25 protein-coding genes and 1 pseudogene are annotated in these 22,737 nt (G+C 64.0%); 17 read left to right on the forward strand and 9 right to left on the reverse strand.

Annotated elements, in window-relative coordinates; genetic code table 11:
- Nucleotides 1–192 (forward strand): transposase (locus BM059_RS21355; protein ID WP_074940430.1); only part of this gene is annotated, 192 nt, incomplete at its 5' end.
- A 229-nt stretch (nucleotides 193–421) separates the two neighbouring features.
- Here the strand turns inward: BM059_RS21355 and BM059_RS21360 are convergent.
- The 3 genes and pseudogenes from BM059_RS21360 to BM059_RS25685 form a co-directional block, all read right to left on the reverse strand.
- Nucleotides 422–1,219 carry an alpha/beta hydrolase gene (locus tag BM059_RS21360; RefSeq protein WP_208606121.1) on the reverse strand — a complete coding sequence of 266 codons (798 nt, stop codon included), beginning with the start codon at nucleotides 1,217–1,219 and terminating at the stop codon, nucleotides 422–424.
- 104 nt (nucleotides 1,220–1,323) lie between these two features.
- Entirely contained in the window at nucleotides 1,324–1,638 is a 315-nt protein-coding gene (locus tag BM059_RS21365; RefSeq protein ID WP_074941266.1) for a low molecular weight protein tyrosine phosphatase family protein, read from the reverse strand.
- A gap of 17 nt (nucleotides 1,639–1,655) precedes the next feature.
- A pseudogene (locus BM059_RS25685) lies at nucleotides 1,656–1,847 on the reverse strand (hypothetical protein); the annotation flags it as partial.
- Nucleotides 1,848–2,055: 208 nt separating this feature from the next.
- Between BM059_RS25685 and BM059_RS21375 the strand changes: the two are divergent.
- Nucleotides 2,056–2,517, forward strand: a complete 462-nt coding sequence (locus BM059_RS21375; protein WP_074941267.1) for an NUDIX hydrolase — start codon at nucleotides 2,056–2,058, stop codon at nucleotides 2,515–2,517.
- Between the two features lie 66 nt (nucleotides 2,518–2,583).
- On the opposite strand, the gene BM059_RS21380 is transcribed toward BM059_RS21375, so the two are convergent.
- The gene (locus BM059_RS21380) at nucleotides 2,584–3,645 is read right to left on the reverse strand and encodes an AI-2E family transporter (protein ID WP_074941268.1); all 1,062 of its coding nucleotides are present in this window, start codon (nucleotides 3,643–3,645) and stop codon (nucleotides 2,584–2,586) included.
- A 155-nt stretch (nucleotides 3,646–3,800) separates the two neighbouring features.
- Here BM059_RS21380 and BM059_RS21385 point away from each other — a divergent pair, with 155 nt between their 5' ends.
- On the forward strand, nucleotides 3,801–4,505 hold the full coding sequence (locus BM059_RS21385; RefSeq protein ID WP_074941269.1) for a class I SAM-dependent methyltransferase: 705 nt from the start codon (nucleotides 3,801–3,803) through the stop codon (nucleotides 4,503–4,505).
- A gap of 6 nt (nucleotides 4,506–4,511) precedes the next feature.
- Here the strand turns inward: BM059_RS21385 and BM059_RS21390 are convergent, their stop codons facing one another.
- Both BM059_RS21390 and BM059_RS21395 read right to left on the reverse strand, forming a co-directional pair.
- Entirely contained in the window at nucleotides 4,512–4,901 is a 390-nt protein-coding gene (locus BM059_RS21390; protein WP_074941270.1) for a GFA family protein, read from the reverse strand.
- Nucleotides 4,902–4,957: 56 nt separating this feature from the next.
- The gene (locus BM059_RS21395; protein WP_074941271.1) at nucleotides 4,958–5,575 is read right to left on the reverse strand and encodes a LysE family translocator; all 618 of its coding nucleotides are present in this window, start codon (nucleotides 5,573–5,575) and stop codon (nucleotides 4,958–4,960) included.
- A 63-nt stretch (nucleotides 5,576–5,638) separates the two neighbouring features.
- Between BM059_RS21395 and BM059_RS21400 the strand changes: the two genes are divergently transcribed.
- Nucleotides 5,639–6,553 carry a LysR family transcriptional regulator gene (locus BM059_RS21400; RefSeq protein WP_074941272.1) on the forward strand — a complete coding sequence of 305 codons (915 nt, stop codon included), beginning with the start codon at nucleotides 5,639–5,641 and terminating at the stop codon, nucleotides 6,551–6,553.
- Between the two features lie 7 nt (nucleotides 6,554–6,560).
- Here the strand turns inward: BM059_RS21400 and BM059_RS21405 are convergent, their stop codons facing one another.
- A complete protein-coding gene (locus BM059_RS21405) occupies nucleotides 6,561–6,914 on the reverse strand; it encodes a DUF7079 family protein (protein WP_074941273.1) in 354 nt (117 codons plus the stop codon).
- A gap of 167 nt (nucleotides 6,915–7,081) precedes the next feature.
- On the opposite strand from BM059_RS21405, the gene BM059_RS21410 reads away from it, so the two are divergent.
- Nucleotides 7,082–8,785 (forward strand): amidase, encoded by a 1,704-nt coding sequence (locus BM059_RS21410; RefSeq protein WP_074941362.1) that lies wholly within the window; start codon nucleotides 7,082–7,084, stop codon nucleotides 8,783–8,785.
- Between the two features lie 442 nt (nucleotides 8,786–9,227).
- Here the strand turns inward: BM059_RS21410 and gspD are convergent, their stop codons facing one another.
- Together gspD and BM059_RS21420 are read right to left on the reverse strand one after the other, a co-directional pair.
- On the reverse strand, nucleotides 9,228–11,165 hold the full coding sequence (gene gspD / locus BM059_RS21415; RefSeq protein WP_074941274.1) for a type II secretion system secretin GspD: 1,938 nt from the start codon (nucleotides 11,163–11,165) through the stop codon (nucleotides 9,228–9,230).
- Between the two features lie 4 nt (nucleotides 11,166–11,169).
- Nucleotides 11,170–11,811 carry a type II secretion system protein N gene (locus BM059_RS21420; RefSeq protein ID WP_074941275.1) on the reverse strand — a complete coding sequence of 214 codons (642 nt, stop codon included), beginning with the start codon at nucleotides 11,809–11,811 and terminating at the stop codon, nucleotides 11,170–11,172.
- A gap of 236 nt (nucleotides 11,812–12,047) precedes the next feature.
- Between BM059_RS21420 and gspE the strand changes: the two genes are divergently transcribed.
- The 12 genes from gspE (at nucleotide 12,048) to BM059_RS21480 (ending at nucleotide 22,712) form a co-directional block, all read left to right on the forward strand.
- Entirely contained in the window at nucleotides 12,048–13,535 is a 1,488-nt protein-coding gene (gspE, locus tag BM059_RS21425) for a type II secretion system ATPase GspE (RefSeq protein WP_074941276.1), read from the forward strand.
- The gene (xcpS, locus tag BM059_RS21430) at nucleotides 13,536–14,753 is read left to right on the forward strand and encodes a GspF family T2SS innner membrane protein variant XcpS (RefSeq protein WP_074941277.1); all 1,218 of its coding nucleotides are present in this window, start codon (nucleotides 13,536–13,538) and stop codon (nucleotides 14,751–14,753) included. It begins immediately after the preceding gene.
- A gap of 3 nt (nucleotides 14,754–14,756) precedes the next feature.
- The gene (gspG, locus tag BM059_RS21435; RefSeq protein WP_074941278.1) at nucleotides 14,757–15,182 is read left to right on the forward strand and encodes a type II secretion system major pseudopilin GspG; all 426 of its coding nucleotides are present in this window, start codon (nucleotides 14,757–14,759) and stop codon (nucleotides 15,180–15,182) included.
- 91 nt (nucleotides 15,183–15,273) lie between these two features.
- On the forward strand, nucleotides 15,274–15,783 hold the full coding sequence (gene gspH, locus BM059_RS21440) for a type II secretion system minor pseudopilin GspH (protein WP_074941279.1): 510 nt from the start codon (nucleotides 15,274–15,276) through the stop codon (nucleotides 15,781–15,783).
- Nucleotides 15,780–16,166 carry a type II secretion system minor pseudopilin GspI gene (gene gspI, locus BM059_RS21445; protein WP_074941280.1) on the forward strand — a complete coding sequence of 129 codons (387 nt, stop codon included), beginning with the start codon at nucleotides 15,780–15,782 and terminating at the stop codon, nucleotides 16,164–16,166. The genes gspH and gspI overlap by 4 nt, the downstream gene beginning before the upstream one ends.
- Before the next feature lie 188 nt (nucleotides 16,167–16,354).
- Nucleotides 16,355–17,029, forward strand: a complete 675-nt coding sequence (gspJ, locus tag BM059_RS21450) for a type II secretion system minor pseudopilin GspJ (RefSeq protein WP_037002649.1) — start codon at nucleotides 16,355–16,357, stop codon at nucleotides 17,027–17,029.
- Entirely contained in the window at nucleotides 17,026–18,000 is a 975-nt protein-coding gene (gene gspK / locus BM059_RS21455; protein WP_074941281.1) for a type II secretion system minor pseudopilin GspK, read from the forward strand. The genes gspJ and gspK overlap by 4 nt, the downstream gene beginning before the upstream one ends.
- Nucleotides 17,997–19,136: a type II secretion system protein GspL gene (gene gspL, locus BM059_RS21460; protein ID WP_074941282.1), complete on the forward strand. Its 1,140-nt coding sequence runs from the start codon at nucleotides 17,997–17,999 to the stop codon at nucleotides 19,134–19,136. The genes gspK and gspL overlap by 4 nt, the downstream gene beginning before the upstream one ends.
- A gap of 5 nt (nucleotides 19,137–19,141) precedes the next feature.
- On the forward strand, nucleotides 19,142–19,663 hold the full coding sequence (locus BM059_RS21465) for a type II secretion system protein M (protein ID WP_139220779.1): 522 nt from the start codon (nucleotides 19,142–19,144) through the stop codon (nucleotides 19,661–19,663).
- 494 nt (nucleotides 19,664–20,157) lie between these two features.
- Nucleotides 20,158–20,931 carry an ABC transporter substrate-binding protein gene (locus BM059_RS21470; RefSeq protein ID WP_037002640.1) on the forward strand — a complete coding sequence of 258 codons (774 nt, stop codon included), beginning with the start codon at nucleotides 20,158–20,160 and terminating at the stop codon, nucleotides 20,929–20,931.
- A gap of 382 nt (nucleotides 20,932–21,313) precedes the next feature.
- The gene (locus tag BM059_RS21475) at nucleotides 21,314–22,003 is read left to right on the forward strand and encodes an ABC transporter permease (RefSeq protein WP_037002638.1); all 690 of its coding nucleotides are present in this window, start codon (nucleotides 21,314–21,316) and stop codon (nucleotides 22,001–22,003) included.
- A 10-nt stretch (nucleotides 22,004–22,013) separates the two neighbouring features.
- Nucleotides 22,014–22,712 (forward strand): ABC transporter permease, encoded by a 699-nt coding sequence (locus BM059_RS21480; RefSeq protein ID WP_074941284.1) that lies wholly within the window; start codon nucleotides 22,014–22,016, stop codon nucleotides 22,710–22,712.
- The last annotated feature ends 25 nt before the right edge of the window (nucleotides 22,713–22,737 follow it).

Genomic DNA, 22,737 nt, shown 5'->3' on the forward strand with positions numbered 1-22,737 from the left:
ATGCGAGTCCGAAAGCGCACTGTTGAGCATCCCTTCGGGACGCTCAAACAATGGATGGGATCCACGCATTTCCTCACACGTAGGCTGGCCGGCGTCAGCGCGGAGATGAGTCTGAATGTGCTCGCTTACAACATGAAGCGGGTCATGAGAATCATCGGTGCCGAAAGCTTGTTGAAGGCAATGGCGGCGTAAAAGCCCTTGGCTTTTGCTGCTCCAGGTGGCGCTAAAATGCTTCATAAGCGCTCCGGAGCGTTACTGGTGCTGATCGTGGCAAATGCGTGGGCAATCGACTCGCCCAACTGCGCTGAGCTGAGGCATCCACGATACGAAAGTGTTTTTACACACTCTGGGCCGAAAGCGGCCTGATCGAAACCCAGATTCAGTAAAGCCAGTGTGTCGGTAATACAACTCAGCCCCAACATCACCTGTTAGCGAGACGCTCACAAATCATGGGCGCTACGGCATACAGACAGGAGTAGTGAGAATGCCCCGCCAACCGCTCGACGCGCGCGTTGCTTAGGAAGCGCTCAGCCAGATACGCCGACATAGCGAAGGGCGACCAGTTGTCCGTCGTGCCATGCCACAGGCAGACATTAGCCGCGCAGGCGAAGACGCCGGCTGACCAGGGCTGGAGATACTGCCGAATATCCCGCGTGTAGCCGGTCGTACCTTGGGCAAAGCATTGCTGCAATACCTGGCAGATAAGCGCTTTGAACTCCGGTGATTTCACCAGCTCCCGATCCTGCCCCTGGGCGCTGGCGAACAGCAGCTGCGGCGTGCGTTTGGCCAGTAGCGCCTGCCACTTCACCAGCCAGAGGAACAAGCCTGGGCTGCGCTGGGCCAGTGAGAACACGGCCTTGCCCGCCATCTGATCGAGGAAGTCCCCACCATCGAGCGGGGCGGCGGTGGAAATCAGATGCAGGCTGCGGACCTGGCCCGGCATAAGGGCGCTGACTTCCAATGCGGCATGCGTGCCGAGGGAAAAACCGATGAAGTCGACTCGACCTTGCACGGTCTCGCTGATCGCCTGTGCGATATGCCGGTAGTACTCGGCGCCGGTGATGGCGTGGTCGATGGCGAATCGGTCGAAGCAGAGAATGCGCAGGCCCTGCTTTCGGGCTGGCGCGTCGAATACGGAGGCCTCAGAGGGCCAGCCCGGCACCCCGTGGAAGTAAACGATAGGTTTGCCTGCCGGGTTTCCGTATTCGCTGAAGTCCATCGCTAGTTCCAAGCAAAGTGGCGTCTCGGTCTTTTATCACCACCTTGCTGAATACGCGCTAGGGCGAACTGCCGCATTGCTGATTTGCAGATGAGGTGATTGCTTCAATCTTGCTCGGCCAGGTACGCAGCCACCATATCGTCGAGCATCTCCACCAGTTCCGGGTCCATGAAACGGTAGTCATCAGGGATATCCAGAATGTGCAGGCGCTTATGTTCGAGCAGGCGGGCGTATTCTGCGCGCAGACGGTTGGCGTGTTTGTGTTCCATAACGAAGATGACATCGGCCCAGCGGATATCAGCTGGGCCGATGGGTTTGCGAGCATTGGGGCTGGTACCCGCCGAGCGAGCTTCGAAGCCAGGGCGGCGTCGCCAAATCGATTCCGCCGTCGGGCTACGCCATTGATTGCGGCTGCAGATGAAAAGGAGGTTGGTCGCTCTTGATCCAGCAGTTGGCGGATGGTGCGAATGGGGTAGCTGAGGCCGAGTTGGCGGGCCCTGAGCAGTTTATCCGCTCGGGTATACAGCAGCTTCCAGTTCTTTTCTGGGCGCTGGTACGGCAAGCGCAGCAGCGTTTGAGGTGCATCTTTGTGAGCCTGTGAACGTCTCCAGGCGCGGGTTCTTTCCATGTTGGTGTCCTCGTGAATACCGGGTTCAGCAGCCGCGGTAGTACGAGTTCGCAATATCCTAGGGGCGAAGCGGCCCAATATCCAGAGCTATCACGCGAGGCTTATTGCGGATTTGCTCGAGTCATGCTTGACCCGCAATCGGGGCTGATTGGGCTTGCCGGTGGGCTCAATCATTCCTAATCTGCGCCCTTTTTTCAGGGAGGCGGATATGCGTGAGCGCAAGGCAGCACGACTATTACTCATCAGTCCTGCCGAGGAAGTTCTGCTTTTCAGATTTCATCACACCGATGACGCTTTGGCTGGAACAAGCCACTGGGCCACGCCGGGCGGTGGTTTGGAACCCGGGGAGGCATTCCATGCGGCGGCCATACGTGAGCTGTACGAGGAGACGGGCATTCGGGTTGGGACAGTTGCCGAACCAGTGGCTCACCGGCGCGTTTCATTGACCCTGCCCAGCGGTGAGGAGGTATTGGCCGTGGAGCAATATTTTGTCGTGCACGCCGAGGACAAGGCCCTTTCCCGTTCTCACTGGTCGAGCCATGAGAAAAAGGTCATGACGGATCATCACTGGTGGTCGGCCCAGGAGCTGATAGCCACGAAAGAAACGGTATGGCCGGAAAACCTCGTGCAACTGCTTACCGATGCAGGCGTATTCAGATCGCCTGGCTGACCAGCCATCGTTGAAGCACTGCACCTGGTGGCCTTAGGCGCAGCGCGTGGTGATTTCAGGTGGGCGTCAATCCGGCAACCTGATCTTCTTCTTCGCCCCGAACAGATTCCAGCTGGCGACGAACAGCGCCGCCACCAGCGGGCCGATCACGAAGCCGTTGAGGCCTAGCAGGGCCAAGCCGCCGAGGGTGGAGATGAGGATGAGATAGTCGGGCATGCGGGTGTCCTTGCCGACCAGGATGGGACGCAGGATGTTGTCCACCAGGCCGATCACCAGCACGCCGAAGGCGGTGAGGATGATGCCTTGCACCAGGCTGCCGCTGAGCATCAGGTAGATGGCCACCGGCGCCCAGATGATGCCGGCGCCAGCGGCCGGTAGCAGTGACAGAAAGGCCATCAGCACACCCCACAGCAGCGGGCTGTAGATGCCCAGCGCCCAGAAGATGAAGCCACCGAGTGCACCCTGTACCGCGGCGACCACCACGTTGCCCTTTACCGTGGCGCGTACCACGCGGGTGAACTTGATCTGCAGGCGGCGTTTGGTGCTGCCGGCCAGTGGGATGGCGCTGCGGATTCTGTGCACCAGCTCCTTGCCATCGCGCAGCAGGAAGAACAACAGGTAGAGCATGACGAAGAAACTGACGAAGAACTCGAAAGTGCCCTGACCGATGGCGAATACCTTGGTGGCCAGGTACTGACTGCCAGCCATGGCGCCCTTGGAAATCTGTTCGCGCAGGCCGTCGAGGTTGGAGATGCCGACGCGGGCCAGCTGCTCCTGTATCGAGGGCGGCAGCATCTGGATGATGCTGGTGACGTAGGCGCCTGCGTCCAGCTCGCCTGATTCCAGTTTCTGATACAGGGCGGTGCCTTCGGCCACCACGGCCGAGGTGATGAAGATCACCGGCAGAATCGCCACCAGCAGACAAATGACCAGCGTCAGCAGGGCGGCCAGGTTGCCTCTGCCACCTGTGCGACGCAGCAGGCGGTCCTGCAGCGGCGCGAACACCACGGCCAGCACCATGGCCCAGAACACCGCGCCGTAGAACGGCAGCAGTATCCAGAAGAAGGCGATGGTCACCAGAACGAGCAGGAGGATGAAGGCTTTCTGTTCGAAGGTCGGGCTCTGCATATCGGGTTCGCTGGGAAGAGACATGCCAGTTAGTCCCCTGATGTTCTGGCAAAGTGCCCACAAAGTTGGATTGGGCTTGTAGCCGCACGTTGGGGGGATTGACAGCTCTGGGATACTGGAAAGCATCAAGGCGATCATTCGACGGAGGCATGGCCATGCGGGATGAGGAAATCAAGGCGCTGTTCGATCAGCAGGCGGCGGGCTACGACAAGCAGTGGGCGGGGATGGCGCCGATTCGTGAGGCGCTGTATCTGCTGCTCGATGCGCTGTTCATCGATCTGCCGGCCGATGCGCGGATACTGTGTGTGGGCACTGGCACGGGGGCGGAAATCGCGCACCTGGCCGAGCGCTTTCCGGGCTGGCGCTTCACCGCGCTCGACCCGTCCGGGGCGATGCTCGAGGTGTGTCGCCAGCGCGCGGAGCACGGCGGCTTTGCCGAGCGCTGCGATTTTCACGAGGGCTATCTGGATACGCTGGCGCCTGGGGCGGTCTACGACGGTGCCACCTGTTTTCTGGTGTCGCAGTTTCTGCTCGATCCGGCAGTGCGCACCGGGTTCTTCGCCCAGATCGCGCGGCGCCTGAAGCCCGGCGCGCTGCTGGCCAGTGTCGACCTGGCGGCGGATATCCACTCGCCGGCCTACGAGGTATTGCTGCCGGGCTGGATGACGCTGATGTCTGCGGCCGGGGTCGATGCGCAGATGTTGGAGCGTGCGCGTGCAGCCTATGCCCGTGACGTGGCGGTGCTGCCGACGCAGCAGGTGGCGGGCATCATCCAGGCCGCTGGTTTCAACGCGCCGGTGCAGTTTTTCCAGGCGGGGCTGATGCATGGCTGGGTGAGCCGGCGCGCAACCGATGTTTGAGCGGTGCTACTCGTGGCGCGTGCTGCGGTCGCGATCACCTGGGTAGTGGCGGTCGAAGGGCAGCGGCGGTAGCCAGGCTTCGCGGCGAATGGTCCAGAGTTCGTAGGTGGGGGTGAACTGGTTCGGTTCATCCAGCGAGCCGACGTTCACTTCGACTTCATCCCCCGAGCGCGCGAACACCGGCGAGCCGCAGCGCGGGCAGAAGTGGCGGCCGGCGTACTGGCCGGTTTCACCTTCTATCGTCACCGCGTCCTGCGGGAATATCGCCGAAGTATGGAAGAGGGCGCCGTGGTGCTTGCGGCAGTCCATGCAGTGGCAAACGCCGACCCGATAAGGCTGGCCGCTGGTTTCGAAACGCACCTGGCCGCAGAGGCAGCCGCCGGTGAGTCGATCCATGTTGGTGTCCTCCAGTGCTTGGGCGTGTACCGGCACCATAGCAAAGGTGCGCTGCGCTAGGGGTGCTGGCTGGCCAGCGCCAGCAGTGTGCCGAAGCCGATCAGCAGGCCGCCGAACAGACGGTCGATCCAGCGCCTGGCAGCCAGCAGCCTGTCGCGCACCGGGCCAGCGGAAAAACACAGCGCGACCAGGGCAAACCAGCCAACATGCGCCAGGGCGATGAAGGCGCCATAGCCCAGTTGCGTCGCCAGCCCCGTGCTCGGCTGCACCACCTGCATGAACAGGCTGATGATGAACACCGCCGTCTTGGGATTGAGCGCGTTGGTCAACAGGCCGGTGCGCAGGGCTGCGCCATCTGCTGCAGGCTTTTGCGCATTGCTGGGCGTTGCGCTGTCGGGTTTGCTCAGCAGCATTCTCATGCCGAGATAGATCAGGTAGGCCGCTCCCGCCAGCTTGAGTGCATTGAACAGCCCAGCCGACTGCTGCAACAGCAGACCGACACCGAGCAGGGTGTAGCCGATGTGGATCAGTACGCCCAGGCCGATGCCCAGGGCAGTGAGTACGCCGGCGCGCCGTGAGAGCAGCAGGCTGTTGCGGCTGACCAGGGCGAAATCTGCACCTGGGCTGATGACGGCAAGCAGAGTTATGGTGATTACAGCTATCCATTCGGTCATGGCATATTCTGGCGATGGTTGGAGTTGGCCAATTATTCCGCTGGCAGTCGGTGATGAATAACGATGAGTTCTGACATAGATGGTGAGCTGGATTCACAGTTTATGGATGCGCGTCTGCCTTCGTTGTTGGCGCTGCGCTGTTTCGAGGCTGCGGCGCGCTGGGAGAACTTCAGTCGCGCTGCCCAGGAGTTGCACCTGACCCATGGCGCGGTCAGCCGCGCGGTGCGTCTGCTGGAGGATGACCTGGGGGTGGCGCTGTTCGAGCGGCGCAGCCGTCGTGTGTTTCTCAACGAGGCTGGGCGCAAGCTGGCGCGTGCGGTGGGCGATGGGCTGGGGCTGATGCGCCAGGCCACGCGCGAGCTGCGGGCCAGTACCAGGCAGACGCGGCCATTGGTGGTGTCCTGCGAGCCGACGCTGTTGATGCGCTGGTTGATCCCGCGCTGGAGTGCGTTTCAGGCGCGCCAGCCGGGACAGGAGATTCATCTGCTGGCGGGTGGTGGGCCATTCACCTTTGAGGCAGGCATCGACCTGGCCATCCGTCGCGATGACTTCCCCTGGCCTGCCGGTTATCACGCCGAGACGCTGTTCGAGGAGCGGGTAGGGCCGGTCTGTCGGGCAGACAAGGTCGAGCAATGGTTCGATGCCCAGGGCCTGCGCTCGGATGCAGTGCCGTTGCATACGCGCACGCGGCTGAACGCCTGGACGGAGTGGGCCAATGTCGCTGGCAGCGCGCTGCCGCAAGGGTCGGCGCAGATCTTCGAGCATTTCTATTTCAGCCTGCAGGCCGCGGTGGCTGGTTTGGGCGTGGCCATCGGGCCATGGCATCTGGTGCGCGACGATATCGACAGCGGCCTGCTGGTCGCGCCGCTTGGTTTCGTCGAAGACGGTTCGCGCTACTGCTTGTTTTCACCCGCTGCGCCGAAGCCCGGTAGCTTGCAGGCGGAGTTGCTGGCCTGGCTCCGGGAGATGGGGCGCTAGTCGGGCTTCAGAGGCGATCCAGCTCTTGCGCGATCTTCGCCCATTCCGCTTTCAGGGCGTGGCATAGGTAGGCGATGAAGAGTCGGTCGCGCAGGCGGCGCAGGGCAGAGCGCTGCCGGGCGGCCTGGGCGCGCTCGATGGTTTCGCCGAGCCAGGTGCTGTCGAAGCCGGTCCAGATCGGTGGAATGGGCGCGAGCATGTTGGAGTAGCAGGCGGGCGCGACGTCCTCGTAGAAGGCAGCTTGCACCATGGCACGGTCGAAACCTGCCACCTGACGAGCGATGAAGGTGTAGTCGACTTCGTTGTCGACGAATACCTCCGACAGCGCCGACCACAGGTGGATGCGTTCTTCGCGGGTCATAAGCCTGTTGTGCCCACAGCGGCGGAATCGGTGGCGAGACTGTAATGGCTGGCGCGCATCCTGGCTATTGGCGCGGCTGCTGCGACAGCCTGGTGGCATGTATCATCGGGGCCTGTTTTCGTATCCGGGGCCATGACGCCGGCCCGCCATCTGTGAGTGATGACACCATGATCGAGGTTACCGAAGTTTCCATTGCCGAGCTGCGCGCCGCGCTGGAGTCCGGCCGTACCACGGCAGTCGAGCTGGTCAAGGCCTATCTGGCGCGTATCGAGGCCTACGACGGCCCGGATACGCCGACCCGGCTCAACGCGGTGGTGGTACACAACCCCGATGCGCTAAAGGAGGCCGAGGCCTCCGATGCGCGCCGCGCCCGTGGCGAAGCACTCGGCCCGCTCGATGGCATTCCCTACACCGCCAAGGACAGCTACCTGGTCAAGGGGCTGACGGCCGCCTCCGGCAGCCCGGCGTTCAAGGACCTGGTGGCGCAGCGTGATGCTTTCACCGTCGAGCGCCTGCGTGCCGCTGGCGCCATCTGCCTGGGCAAGACCAATATGCCGCCGATGGCCAATGGCGGCATGCAGCGCGGCGTCTATGGCCGCGCGGAAAGCCCTTACAACGCCGATTACCTGACCGCGCCGTTCGCCTCGGGCTCATCCAACGGTGCCGGCACCGCGACCGCTGCGAGCTTCTGCGCCTTCGGTCTGGCCGAGGAAACCTGGTCCAGCGGACGTGGCCCGGCTTCGAACAACGGCCTGTGCGCTTATACGCCGTCGCGCGGGGTGATCTCGGTACGTGGTAACTGGCCGCTGACGCCGACCATGGACGTGGTGGTGCCATTCGCCCGTAGCATGGTCGATCTGCTCGAAGTGCTCGACGTGGTGGTGGCCGATGATGCCGACAACCGTGGCGACCTCTGGCGTTTGCAGCCCTGGGTGCCGATCCCGAAAGCTTCCGAGGTGCGCCCCGCGTCTTACCTGGCGCTGGCGGCCAAGGCCGACGCGCTGGCGGGCAAGCGCCTGGGTGTGCCGCGCATGTACATCAACAAGGATGAGGCGGCCGGCACCAGCGAAAAGCCCGGCATTGGCGGGCCAACCGGGCAGCGCATCCACACTCGCGACTCGGTGATCGAGCTGTGGGAGCAGGCGCGCGCGGCACTGGAGCAGGCCGGTGCCACGGTGATCGAGGTGGACTTCCCGTTGGTGTCGAACTGCGAGGGTGACCGCCCCGGCGCGCCGACCGTTTACAACCGAGGCCTGGTGCCGCACCAGTTCCTGCTTGACGAGTTGGGGGAGCTGTCGGGCTGGGCGTTCGACGACTTCCTGCGTGCCAATGGCGACCCGAAACTCAATCGCCTGGCGGACGTCGACGGCCCGCAGATCTTCCCCCACGACCCTGGCACCTTGCCCAACCGCGAGGATGACCTGGCCTTCGGCATGGATGAATATGTGCGCATGGCCCAGCGCGGCCTCAAGTCGTGGAGCGAAATACCCAGCGTGCCAGATGGCCTGCGCGCCCTGGAGCAGACCCGCAAGCTGGATTTGGAAGACTGGATGGACGGGCTCAAGCTCGACGCGGTGCTTTTCCCTACCGTGGCGGATGTGGGGCCGGCCGATGCCGACGTCAATCCGGAGTCGGCCGACATCGCCTGGAGCAACGGCATCTGGGTCGCCAACGGTAACCTGGCTATCCGTCACCTGGGCGTGCCGACCGTCACCGTGCCGATGGGCGTGATGGCCGATATTGGTATGCCCGTGGGCCTGACCTTCGCTGGCCGCGCCTACGACGACTCGGCGTTGCTGCAACTGGCGGCGGCCTATGAGTCGACCGGCAACAAGCGTCTGGTGCCGCCGCGTACGCCGGCGTTGGGCTGAGTGTTCGCCAGGGCGGAGGGGCTTCGAAGCTACTGCTGAATCCTCCACCCTCTCCCCCGGCCCCTCTCCCATAAATGGGAGAGGGGAGACGAGCTACATGCCGTTGTGGGAGGGGCTTTAGTCGCGACTGCTATGGAGATTGTCGCCGCTAAAGCGCCTTCCACAGTCTGTGGTGCTCCACGATTCAGCGTGTAGGGCGGGTGCAACCCGCCACAGCCATTCTGGCGTGTTTCACCCGCCCTACGATGTTCCACCCCTGCCATGAATGGGCGAGGGGAGACACGTTGCACGCGGTTCTGTAGGAGTGGCTTTAGCCGCGATTGCTGCAGAGATCGTCGCCGCTAAAGCGCCTCCCACGGTTTGTGGCGTTCCACGATTCAGCGTGTAGGGCGGGTGCAACCCGCCACAGCCGTTCCGGCGGGACTCACCCTACGCCCTATCTTTACTGCCGCAAATCCACTGCCGGTGCGCCTCGGCCGTCGAACAACTGGGTCGGGGTGCTGGGCAGGATGCTCGGGCGGCCATTGCTGCCGTCGCCGAGGATGCGGATATCGCTGTACTTCTTGCCCGATAGCGCCGCCAGGCCGGCGCCGTCGCGCACCACGGTGGGCCGCAGGAAGACCATCAGGTTGCGTTTGATGTGCGAGTCGCGGGTCGAGCGGAACAGCCCGCCAAGCAGCGGAATGTCACCCAGCAGCGGCACCTTGGAAACTGCCTGGGTGACGTCGTCCTGAATCAGGCCGCCGAGCACGATCACCTGGCCGTCGTCGGCGAGGATGGTGCTCTTGATCGAGCGTTTGTTGGTCACCAGGTCGACCGCCTGGGCGTTGAGCCCGGTGCTGGGGGCGATGGAGGAGATTTCCTGCTCGATCTCCAGGCGCAGGGTGGCGCCTTCATTGATGTGCGGCGTGACCTTGAGAGTGACACCGATGTCCTTGCGTTCGATGGTGGTGAAGGGGTTGCCGGCACCGGACGCGTCGGTGGTGTAGGAGCCGGTCTGGAACGGTACGTTCTGGCCAACGAGGATTTCCGCCTTCTGGTTGTCCAGGGTCAGCAGGCTCGGCGTGGACAGCAGGTTGCTCTTGCTGTTGGCCGACAACGCGGTGATCAGCGCACCGAAGCGGTCACTACCAACGCCGATGATGGCGCCATCGGGCAGCGTTGTACCGTCGGGAATCTCGCCATCCTGCAGTATCTGCAGCACTGTGCCGACCGACAGGCCGGTGCCGCCGAAATTTACCCCGCCCAGGCCGCCGGTTTTGCCGCGAGCGTCCACCGCCCACTGCACGCCGACGGCGTCGGTGATGTCGCCGGAAATCTCGACGATGGCCGCCTCGACCATCACCTGCGCACGCGGTACGTCGAGCTGGCGCACGATATCTTCGAGGGTGGCCACCAAGTCCGGCTCGGCCAGTAGCACCAGCGCGTTGAGGCTCTCGTCGGCGCGGATGAGGATGTTCGACTGCTTGCCGGTGGTTTCGCCGTTCTGCTGGTTCTTCAGCCCTTCGGAGATTTCCCCAAGGGTTTCGGCCAGGGACTTGGCGTCGTTGTGACGCAGGCGAATCACCCGCGTGTTGGCCGAGCGGCTGGTGGGGCTGTCCAGTGAACGGGCGAGGTCGGCCAGTTTGGCGCGGGCGTCCGGTGGGCCGAGCAGGATCAGGCGATTGGTGCGCGCATCGGCCACCACCTGGGTGGCGCTGGTGCCCTTGGCCTGGCCACGGGCGATGGCGGTGTTGAGCACTTCGGCGGCGTCCATCACCCAGGCATTCTGCAGGGTGACCACACTGAAGTCCTGCGCGCCGCTCTGGTCGAGCTGGCGCATCAGGTCTTCGATGCGGGCGATGTTGGCGCTGCGGTCGCTGATGATCAGCGCGTTGGCCGAGGTGACGGCGGCCAGGTGGCCGTACTGCGGCACCAGCGGGCGAATCAGCGGGATCAGCTCGGCCACTGGCGCGTGCTGCACCTGAATCAGGCGGGTTTCCAGACGATCCGGTGCCGGGCGGCCGGCGTCCGCTTCGGCCTTGGCCTCGGCGTTGGGCACGATGCGCGCCTGGTCGCCCTGGGTCAGCACGCTGAAACCGTGGGTGGCCATGACCGAGAGGAATAGTTGGTACACCTCGGACTGCCCCAGCGGCGTGCTCGACACCACGTTGACCTGGCCCTTCACCCGAGGGTCGACGACGAAGGTCTGCCCGGTGACGCTGGCGATCTGGTCGACGAACTCGCGGATGTCCGCGCCCTTGAGGTTGATGGTCCAGCTTTCTTCCTGCTGGTTGGCGCTGGCCGGCACCTGCTGGATCTGCGCGAGCAGGGGCAGCGGTGCGGTGGCCAGGCCGGCGGCGAGGAGGGCGAGGGTCAGTCGGCTACGGAAAAAATGCATCGGTTCAGTCGCTTTCCATGGGCTGATCAGGGGGCGTTTCCACGGGCTGGGTGCCAGAGGCTTCCATCTGCTCGCGCAGCGCCTGCATGCGCTGGCGCAGTTGTTCGAGGTTGTCCTGGTCGAGTTGATCGAGCTGTTGCAGCGAGTCTGGCGCTGCCGTTTCGACTGGCGGGGTATAGCTGTACTGCCCGCTGCTCGGGCGCGGGAAAGTGAGGCTTTCGCGGCGGCCGTTGCGCACCAGTTCGACGCGGTCGGCGTAGACCGCATCCAGGCGCACGCCGTTGTCCACGTCCGTACCCACGGCAAAACGCTGGGCGCTCTGGCCCTGGCGCTGGATCATCGCGCTGGAGCGTTGCGGGTCGCTGTGGACGAAGCTGCCAAGCAGGGTCAGTTGCAGGTTGGTCGCCGGCGGCGGGCCGCTGTCGGCCTGGCGCGGTGTGCCGAAAAGCTGGTCGATGGGCGCCTGCACGCGTTGTTCGGCGCTGGGCGCGCTCTGGCTGGGGGCTTGTTGCACAGGGCCGCGCACCAGGCGCAGCAGTTCGGCGCTCTGCCAGGCGAGGCTCACGCTCAGGGCGATCAGCACGAGCATGCCGATCAGGCTCGGGGCATTGTCCTTGAGCCGTTGGGGAAGGGCCGAGATGGGCAAACTGTCACTCCGAAAACGACGTTCTAATTCTTCTTATATGCAGGGCGTCGCGCGCTGATCATAGCAGCCTGCGCGCGCTTGGCATCCCCCAAATAGGGTGGGTGTGCAGTTCCAGGCAATGTGATAAAGATAACGAGATAACCATTACAAGAAAGACCGTCCCAGAGGTGGCCCATTGGGCCAATTAGCCGGGTTAGGCTGTACTGCTGGGATAAGGTTCTGTTCTAAGGTCTCGCATGAACGCTTCGCTGCTGGAAACCCCATTGCGCCGCTTGCCCTTCAGTTTCGCCAAGCGTCATGGCCTGGTGTTCGTCATGCATGACGGGCACGCCAGTCTGGCTCATCGCGCCGACTGCGACCTGGTAGCCCTGGCCGAGGCGCAGCGTTTTGCCGGGCGCAGCCTGCCGCTGCAGGTGCTCGATGCCCAGGCATTCGCCCAGGCGCTGGGCGCAGCCTATCAGCATGATTCGGCCTCCATGCAGCTGGCCGAGGATATCGGCGGCAGCTTCGACCTGGCCTCGCTGGCCGATCAGGTGCCGGAAACCGAAGACCTGCTGGAGCAGGAAGACGATGCGCCGATCATCCGTCTGATCAACGCCATCCTCGGCGAAGCGATCAAGGAAAACGCCTCCGACATTCACCTGGAAACCTTCGAGAAACGTCTTGTCGTGCGCTTTCGCGTCGATGGCATCCTGCGCGAGGTGCTCGAACCCAAGCGTGAGCTGGCTGCCTTGCTGGTGTCGCGGGTCAAAGTCATGGCGCGCTTGGACATCGCCGAGAAGCGCGTGCCGCAGGACGGGCGCATCTCGCTCAAGGTCGGCGGGCGCGAGGTGGACATTCGTGTGTCCACATTGCCGTCGGCCAACGGCGAGCGGGTGGTGCTGCGTCTGCTCGACAAGCAGGCCGGGCGCCTGTCGCTGCAGCACCTGGGCATGCGCGCCGAAGATCGCGCGCTGATGGAAGACACCGTGCGCAAGCCGCACGGCATCCTGCTGGTCACCGGCCCCACCGGCTCGGGCAAGACCACCACGCTGTACGCCAGCCTGGTCAGCCTCAACGACCACACGCGCAACATTCTTACCGTCGAAGACCCCATCGAGTACCACCTCGAAGGCATCGGCCAGACCCAGGTCAATACCAAGGTGGACATGACCTTTGCCCGTGGCCTGCGCGCCATTCTGCGCCAGGACCCGGACGTGGTGATGGTCGGCGAGATTCGCGACAAGGAGACCGCCGAGATCGCCGTGCAGGCCTCGCTGACCGGCCACCTGGTGCTGTCCACGCTGCACACCAATAGCGCCATCGGCGCCATCACCCGTCTGGTGGACATGGGCGTGGAGCCCTTTTTGCTGTCCTCGTCGCTGCTCGGCGTGTTGGCCCAGCGCCTGGTGCGCGTGCTGTGCCCGTCGTGCAAGGAGCCCTATACCGCCGATGAGGCCGAATGCGCGCTGCTTGGCGTGCCGCCCAGCTCGCCGCCGACCCTGTACCACGCCCGTGGCTGTGCGCACTGCCATCAGCAGGGCTACCGCGGGCGTACCGGCATCTATGAGCTGGTGGTCTTCGACGAAACCATGCGCACCCTGGTGCATAGCCGTGCTGCCGAGCAGGACATGACCCGCCACGCCCGTACCTTGGGCCCGAGCATCCGCGATGATGGCCGGCGCAAGGTGCTGGAAGGGGTGACCACGGTCGAGGAAGTGCTGCGCGTGACGCGAGAGGAATAGATGGCGGCCTTTGAATACATTGCCCTGGACGGGCGCGGCCGTCAGCAGAAGGGCGTGCTGGAGGCCGACAGCGCGCGCCAGGTGCGCCAGCTGTTGCGCGAGCGGCAGCTGGCGCCGCTGGAGGTCAAGGCTACACGCAGCCGCGAGCAGTCCGCTCAAGGCGCCCGTCTTGGTTTCGTGCGCGGCTTGTCGGCACGTGATCTGGCGCTGGTCACCCGCCAGTTGGCAACGCTGATCCAGGCGGCACTACCTATTGAAGAAGCGCTGCGCGCCGCTGCCGCACAATCCACCAACTCGCGTATCCAGGGCATGTTGCTGGCGGTGCGCGCCCGCGTGCTGGAGGGCCACAGCCTGGCCGGCAGCCTCAAGGAATTTCCGGCTGCCTTTCCCGAGCTGTACCGCGCCACGGTGGCGGCGGGTGAGCATGCCGGGCACCTCGGCGCGGTGCTGGAGCAACTGGCCGACTACACCGAGCAGCGCCAGCAGTCGCGGCAGAAGGTGCAATTGGCACTGCTTTATCCAGTGATCCTGATGTGCGCCTCCCTGCTGATTGTCGGTTTCCTGCTCGGCTACGTGGTGCCGGATGTGGTCAAGGTGTTCGTCGATTCCGGGCAGACCCTGCCGGCACTGACGCGCGGACTGATCGCCCTGAGTGACTGGGTCAAGGCCTGGGGCCTGGTGGCATTGGTGGCGCTGGTACTGGCGGTGATCGCCTTGCGCGCCGCGCTGCGTGACGAGGCCTTCCGCTTGCGCTGGCATCGTTTTCTGTTGCGTATCCCACTGATAGGTCGGCTGGGTCGCGCTACTGATTGCGCGCGTTTCGCCTCGACCCTGGCCATCCTCACCCGCAGTGGCGTGCCGCTGGTGGAGGCGCTGGCAATTGCCGGCGAGGTGATCGGCAATCGAGTGATCCGTGGCGAGGTGCTGGTGGCGGCGCAGAAGGTGCGTGAGGGCGGCAGCCTGACCCGTTCGCTGGAGGCCACCGGGCAGTTCCCGCCGATGATGTTGCACATGATCGCCAGTGGCGAACGCTCCGGCGAACTGGATCAGATGTTGGCACGCACGGCGAAGAACCAGGAAAACGACCTCAGCGCGCAGATTGCCATGCTTGTCGGGCTGTTCGAGCCGTTCATGCTGGTCTTCATGGGGGCAGTGGTGCTGGTGATCGTGCTGGCCATCCTGTTGCCGATTCTTTCTTTGAACCAAATGGTGGGATAGCAGGTGAGAAAATCTCAGGCGGGCTTCACGCTCATTGAAATCATGGTGGTGGTGGTGATTCTGGGCATTCTGGCAGCGCTGGTGGTGCCGCAGGTGATGAGCCGGCCGGATCAGGCCAAGGTCACCGCCGCGCAGAACGACATCCGTGCCATCGGTGCGGCGCTGGATATGTACAAGCTCGACAACCACAACTACCCCAGCACCCAGCAGGGCCTGGAAGCGCTGGTGAGCAAGCCGAGCGGCAATCCGCAGGCGAAGAACTGGAATAAGGACGGCTACCTCAAGCGCCTGCCCATCGATCCCTGGGGCAACCCTTATCAATACTTGGCGCCTGGCACCAAGGGCGCCTTCGACCTGTATTCGCTCGGCGCCGACGGCAAGCAGGGCGGCAGCGACCTGAACACCGATATCGGCAACTGGGATCTCTGACTCGACCATGCCGCCGTTCGCCTGTAGGAGCGAGCTTTGCTCGCGAAGCGTTCGACATCGTCCATGTTCGCGAGCAGAGCTCGCTCCTACATTGAAGGCGCAACGCGGCTTCACCCTTATCGAACTGCTGGTGGTGCTGGTCATACTCGGTAGCCTGATCGGCCTGGCTGTATTCAGCACCGGCATCGCCGGGCCGGGGCGCGAGCTGCGCAGCGAGGCCGAACGCCTCAGTGGCTTGATCGGCGTGCTGCTCGATGAGGCGGTGCTGGATAACCGCGAATACGGCTTGAGCTTCACCCGTGAAGGTTATCGAGTCCTGCGCTATGACCCGCAGCGCGCCGAGTGGCAGGCGCTGGATCGTCAGGTTCATCGCCTGCCGGAGTGGGCCGAGCTGGCCTTTGAAGTGGAGGGCGAGGCCCTGAGCCTGACGACCGAGGCTGGTGCTGATACGCCACAGTTGCTGATTCTCTCAAGCGGCGAGCTGACCCCGTTTCGCCTGCGCCTGGCCGAGCGCCGTCGCGACGGCCTGCGCCTGCAATTGTCCAGTGATGGCTTCAGCCTGCCGCGTGTCGAGGAGTTGGGCGCGGGGCGTGCCGGATGAAGGGCGCGCGCGGTTTTACGCTGCTCGAGGTGATGGTGGCGCTGGCGATCTTTGCCTTGGTCGCCGCCAGTGTGCTGACCGCCAGTGCACGTAGCGTGCGTACCGCCAGCCAGCTGGAAGACAAGACCCTGGCCATGTGGGTAGCCGACAACCGCATGACGGAATTGCAACTGGCCGACACCCCGCCCGCCGATGGCCGCGACCAGGGCCAGGTGGAGTTCGCCGGGCGCTGTTGGTCGTGGCAGAGCGAAATCCAGGCCACCAGCGAGCAGGCCATGCGCCGTGTGACGCTGTGGGTCGCCGCCGACGAGCGCGGCGCCAGCGGTGATCTGCGCGAACGGGCCGTGGTCAGCCTCAGCGGCTTTCTCGGGGCGTCGCGGTGATTCGTCTGCCCTGTAGGAGCGAGCTCTGCTCGCGAATCCGTGGCGATGCCATTTCACTTGCGACGCTCGCTCCAGCCCGTAGGATGGGCCGGGCGGCGCTCCGCTTCAGCCCACCAACAGCGGCCAGCCTTGGTGGGCTGAAGCCCACCCTACCAACTGCTGACACTCAGCGGTTTTCTGGGGGCTCCATGATGTGTGGGAGCGCTCAGCGCGGATTTACCCTGCTGGAGCTGCTGATCGCCATCGCCATCTTCGCTCTGCTGGGGTTGGCCACCTACCGCATGCTCGACAGCGTGCTCAGCGCCGATGCCGTCACCCGCGAACACGAACGCCAACTGCGCGAGCTGACCCGCGCCCTGTCGGCTTTCGAGCGCGACCTGCGCCAGGTGACGGTGCGACCGATTCGCGATGGTTTCGGCGATGCCCAGCCGGCGCTGCACAGCGACCTGGCCGATGCCACGGCGCTGGAGCTGACCCGCGCTGGCTGGCGCAACCCGCTGGGCCAACCGCGTGCCGAGGTGCAGCGGGTGCGCTGGCAGCTCAGTGGCGAGCAATGGCAGCGCCGCTACTGGCGCGTGCTGGATCGTGCGCAGGACAGCGCGCCGCAAATCCAGCAGGCGCTCGATGGCGTCGAGTCGCTGAGCCTGCGCTACCTGGACAAGGAGGGGCAGTGGCAGCCCGACTGGCCGCCGGCCAATGCCTCGGGCGATGGTCTGCTCACCGATTTGCCGCGCGCGATCGAGCTGCGCTTGCAGCATCGGCGTTATGGCGAATTGCGCCGTCTGCTGCGCTTGCCGGATCTGCCCGCAGAGAACCGTGCCGGCGCGCCGCCGGAAGAGTCGAATGAGGTGCCGCAGTCATGAGGCGGCAGAACGGGGTGGCCCTGATCACGGTGCTGCTGGTGGTCGCCGTGGTGACGGTGGTCTGCGCCGGGCTGATCGCCCGTCAGCAGCTGTCGATCCGCAGCAGCGCCAACCAGTTGCACGTGACCCAGGCCTGGCACTACGCCCTGGGTGGCGAGACCCTGGCCAAGGCGATCCTCGAGCGCGATCTGCGTCAGGGTGATCCGCGCCAGCCGGTGGATCATCCGCTGGAGCCCTGGGCCCGGCCTTTGGCGCCGTTCCCGCTGGATGAAGGCGGCGAACTGCGCGTGCGGATCGTCGACCCCAGCGGTCGTTTCAATCTCAACAGTCTGGTGCGCCAGGGCCGACCGAACGAGCTGGCGGTGCTGCGACTGCGTCGCCTGCTGCTGCGCTTAGGGATAGACAAACCTTATGCAGAGCGCTTGCTGGACTGGCTCGATAGCGATAGCGAACTGCAGGGTGGCAATGGTGCAGAGGATGGCCAATACCTGTTGGCGACGCCGCCTTATCGCACGGCCAATCGTGAGATTACCGATGTGTCCGAATTGCGCCTGTTGCTGGAGATGGAGGAGGCCGACTATCGCCGCCTGCAGCCCTTCGTCAGCGCGCTGCCTAGCGAGGCGCTGCTCAACGTCAACACGGCCAGCGCGATGGTGCTCTCCAGCTTGTCCGACGGCTTGAGTCCGGATGCGGCCGTGTCACTGATCGCCGGGCGCGGCGCTGAAGGCTATCCCAGCGCTGCGACCTTCGCCGCCCAGCCCGCACTTGCCGGCCTGGGCGAGCAGGTGGTGCAGGGGCTGGCGGTCGGCAGCCAGTATTTCGAGGTGTTCAGCGAAGTGAGCCTGGGTGAACGCCGGGTGGTATTGCGCAGCCTGTTGCAGCGCAGCAATGATGGCCAGGTTAGTGTCCTGGCGCGTGATTTGGGGCAGGGCGGCGTGCCGCCACGGCCCATCGAGGAAGAACAAGAATGAACCCGACATGGATTTTCCTGCTGCCTGAGGCGTGCCACGACCTGTCAGCAGAGCTGCCTGTCATGCAGGTCACAGCAGATGGCAGTCGCGCAATGAGCCTGGCCGAGGCACTGGTCGATCTGCCCGTGCACTGGCAACTGGTGCTGCCGGTGGAGGCGGTCACCGCGTGCGCCGTGCAACTGCCGACGCAGAAGGCGCGCTGGATGCGCCAGGCTCTGCCGTTCGCGGTCGAGGAACTGCTGGCCGAGGATGTCGAACTGATGCACCTGGCGCTGGGCGAACAGCTGGCCGATGGTCGTCACCGCGTCTATGCGCTGCGCGCCAGTTGGTTGCGCGAGTGCCTGGCCCTGTTTGCGGCGCAGCCGCCGCAGACGATCCGGGTCGATGCCGATCTGTTGCCGCACCAGGGCAGTCAGTTGCTCTGGCTGCACTCGCGCTGGCTGCTCGGTGGTGAGGCGCCCTGGCGCCTGGCCTTGCAGCGCGAGGATTGGTCGGTATTGGCAGGGCGTTGTCCCTCGCCGCATATCGCCAGTGCGCCGGCGGGGCAGGCGCTGCCCGAATCGGTCGATGAAGTGCACCTGTTGGAAGATGCGCATCAGTGGCTGGTGCGTCAGCATGCGGGTGTCGATCTCGCGCAAGGGGAATTCGCCCTGCGCCAGAGTGGCGACGGCTGGCTGCGCTGGCGGCCGCTGGCCGGCGTGCTGGCGCTGTGTCTGGTGCTGCAGTGGGGCTTCAATCTTGCGCAGGGCTGGTACCTGCAGCGCGAAGCGAATACTTACGCCGCGTCCAGCGAGGCGCTGTACCGCGAGTTGTTCCCGCAGGACAGCAAGCTGATCAACCTGCGCGCGCAGTTCGACCAGCATCTGGCGCAATCCACGGGCAGCGACAGTCCGGTGCTCGGCCTGCTGGCCGAAGTAGCGGCGGCGCTGCATGCCGAGGGTACGCCGCAGGTGCAGGTCAATCAGCTCGACTACAGCGCGACCCGAGCCGATATGTCGCTGCAGTTGCAGGCACCGGGCTTTGCCGAGCTGGAGGGTTTGCGTGAGCGCCTGGAGGCGGCAGGCCTGTCGGTGCAGATGGGCTCGGCCAGCCGCGAAGCTGAAGGCGTCAGCGCGCGCGTGGTAATAGGAGGATGAGCAGCATGTCGAGAACCGGGTTGAGCGAAAGCCTGCAACTGCACTGGCAGCGTTCGCCGCTGGCGCAACGCTGGCAGGCGCTGCCGGCGCGTGATCGTCTGGCACTTGCTGCGCTGAGCGTTTTTCTACTTTTGGTGCTGTTCTACCTGGCGCTGTGGCAACCGGCGCAACGTCACGCACAAGCGGCGCGCGCTGCGTTCGAGGAGCAGCGCGCGCTTTATGCCTATCTGCAGAGCCGTGCGCCGCAGGTGCAGGGGCGTGACCTGCAGCCGCGTGCCAGCCTCGACCCGGCACGTTTGCAGGGTGTGGTCACAGCGAGTGCGGCGCAGCAGGGGCTGGTGATCGAGCGTCTGGATACCGAGGGCTACGGTGCGGTTCAGGTCAACCTGCAGCCGGTGGCATTCGCCCAGTTGCTGCGCTGGATCGAGTCACTGGAGGCGCAAGGCGTGCGCGTCGAGGAAGCCGGGCTGGATCGTGCCGAGGAAAACCGCGTGACTGCACGCCTGAGCCTGCGCGTAGATGGGTAGGGTGCGCCATGCGCACCGGCTTCTTATGGGCTCGCTATCGCGCTGGGTTATCTCGGTGCGCGCGGCGCACCCTACGCGGTGGTGGTCTTGCGGGTAACAGTGCGCACCCGATTGGGCGCTTAGGGAACGTTGGTGCGCCGATACGGTGCCATTTTCAATGCCGGATAAAACCCGTGAGAGGGTTTGAAGCCCATGAAATGGGCCTTTACCGGTTAATGGCCTGAGTATTGCTGTAGATATCCGTTTACCCTTTTCTGCTTGATCACTCCTTTTGCGGGCTGTCAATATCTGCCCCCAGCGCTTCCGGTGCTTCTGTAATTAGTTGTCGCATTGAGGAAATATCGCCTCATTGCCTGCCGCTAGAATGCCGCTCACCCAGCCAAGGCCCTTTGTCGCTCGTCCTACACGACCGTGCCGCACCGCCTTCTACAATCCATAAAAGGCCCGGGCCCCTCACTGCCATCGATGCCATACCCAATTCGAAGGAGCAAAGAATGAAGAAGATCGCACTGCTCGGCGCCCTGGCGCTGTCCCTGATGTCGCCCCTGGCCATGGCCGAGAAGCCGCTGCGCATCGGTATCGAGGCGGCCTACCCACCCTTCGCATTCAAGACTCCTGATGGGCAGATTTCCGGCTTCGACTACGACATCGGCAACGCCCTGTGCGAAGAGATGAAGGTCGAGTGCAAGTGGATCGAGCAGGAGTTCGACGGTCTGATCCCGGCCCTGAAAGTGCGCAAGTTCGACGCCGTGCTGTCGTCGATGTCGATTACCGAAGATCGCAAGAAATCGGTGGACTTCACCGGCAAGTACTACGCCACTCCCGCCAAGCTGGCGATGAAGGCCGGTACTGAGCTCAAGGATCCGTTGGTCGACCTCAAAGGCAAGAAGATCGGCGTGCAGCGCTCGTCCGTGTATGACCGTTACGCCACCGACATCTTCGCTCCGGCGGGCGCCGAAATCGTGCGCTACAGCTCGCAGAACGAAGTGTTCCTGGATATGCAGTCCGGTCGCCTGGATGCCACGTTGGCCGATTCGGTGAATATCGATGACGGCTTCCTCAAGACCGACGGCGGCAAGGGCTTCGCCTTCGTAGGCCCGGACTTCACCGACGTGAAGTATTTTGGCGAAGGCCAGGGCATCGCCGTGCGCAAGGGTGACAAGGCGCTGGCCGACAAGATCAGTGCAGCCATCCTGGCCATCCGTGCCAACGGCAAGTACAAGGAAGTGCAGGACAAGTACTTCGACTTCGACGTTTACGGCGAGTAAGCGCTCCGAGACGGATGAAGTGGCACTAACCTTTGCTAGAGGGTGTTTACAAAGCAGCGAGCGACGGTCAGGCAAGGCGCAACGACCAACGGGAGTAACAGCCGAAGGCTGGCCCGAAGGGCGAGCGCTAGCGAGTCAATCAGTCGAGATAGCGGAGTGTACGAATAGTACATGAGCATTTTGAGGCTGATTTCAACGCAGCATGGCCGAGCGCAGCAATTTGTAGACCTTCTCTGAGGTTGTGCCACTTTTTTCTTGGTTAATCCTGTAGGTATCGGCGGCCTGTTCGTCCGTGCTGGCGTTCAGGCGTTGTACGTCGCTGCGGCGACATCATTTCCTTTGTGCGATACGGCGCCACCTGGTGCCTGAGAGGTATTGGCGCATGCTTCAAGGCTACGGCTCGACCATTCTCGAGGGTGCCTGGCTTACCGTGCAGCTGGCGCTGCTGTCGATGGCGGTCGCCGTCGCACTTGGCTTGCTCGGTGCGGCTTTTCGTCTATCACCAGTGAGATGGCTGGCCCTGCTGGGCGAGACCTACGCCACGGTGATTCGCGGTATTCCCGAACTGGTGCTGATCCTGCTGATTTTCTTCGGTGGCCAGGACCTGGTGAACCGCATCGCTCCGCTGCTGGGCTATGAGGATTACATCGACATCAATCCGTTCGTGGCAGGTGTCGGCACGCTGGGCTTCATCTACGGTGCTTATCTGTCGGAGACCTTTCGTGGCGCCTTCATGGCTATCCCGAAAGGGCAGGGCGAGGCTGGCATGGCCTATGGCATGAGCCCGCGCCGGGTGTTCTTGCGCATCCTCGTGCCGCAGATGATCCGCTTGGCGATTCCAGGCATCACCAACAACTGGCTGGTGCTGGTCAAGGCCACCGCGCTGATCTCCCTGGTCGGCCTACAGGACATGATGGCCCGCGCCAAGAGCGCTGGTGATGCGACTCGCGAGCCGTTCACTTACATCCTCCTGGCGGCGGCCGTGTACCTGGCGATCACCAGTGTGTCGCTGCTGGTACTGCGCTATCTCGAACGGCGCTATTCGGTCGGCGTAAAAGCCGCCGAACTCTGAGGGAGTGACCATGCTTTTCGATTACAACGTGGTTCTCGGCAGCCTGCCGCTGTACTTCGGTGGTGTGCTGGTGACCCTCAAGCTGCTCATCATTGCGCTGGCCGTGGGCCTGCTGCTGGCGGTGCCGCTGGCGATCATGCGGGTGTCCAGGCAAAAACTGGTCAACTTCCCGGCGTGGCTCTACACCTATGTGATCCGTGGCACGCCGATGCTGGTGCAGCTGTACCTGCTGTACTACGGCTTGGCCCAGTTCGAAGCGGTGCGCGAGAGTTTCCTATGGCCTTACCTGTCCAGCGCCACTTTCTGCGCCTGCCTGGCGTTTGCCATCAATACCAGCGCCTACACCGCGGAAATCCTCGCCGGCAGCCTCAAGGCCACGCCGCCCGGCGAGATCGAGGCGGCCAAGGCCATGGGCATGTCGCGCGGCAAGCTCTATTCGCGCATCCTGCTGCCGTCGGCGTTGCGCCGGGCGCTGCCGCAGTACAGCAACGAAGTGATCATGATGCTGCACACCACCAGCCTGGCCTCGGTGGTGACCCTCATCGACATCACCGGTGCGGCCAAAACCGTCAGCTCGCAGTACTACCTGCCGTTCGAGGCCTACGTCACCGCCGGCCTGTTCTACCTGGCATTGACGTTCATCCTGGTGCGCCTGTTCAAGCAGGCCGAGCGCCGCTGGCTGGCCTACCTGGCGCCGCGCAAGGCCTGATGCCATGACGATTCAAGAGAACCCG

Origin of the sequence: Ectopseudomonas composti, from assembly GCF_900115475.1 — a bacterium.
In the GTDB taxonomy this organism is placed as follows: Bacteria; Pseudomonadota; Gammaproteobacteria; order Pseudomonadales; family Pseudomonadaceae; genus Aquipseudomonas; species Aquipseudomonas composti.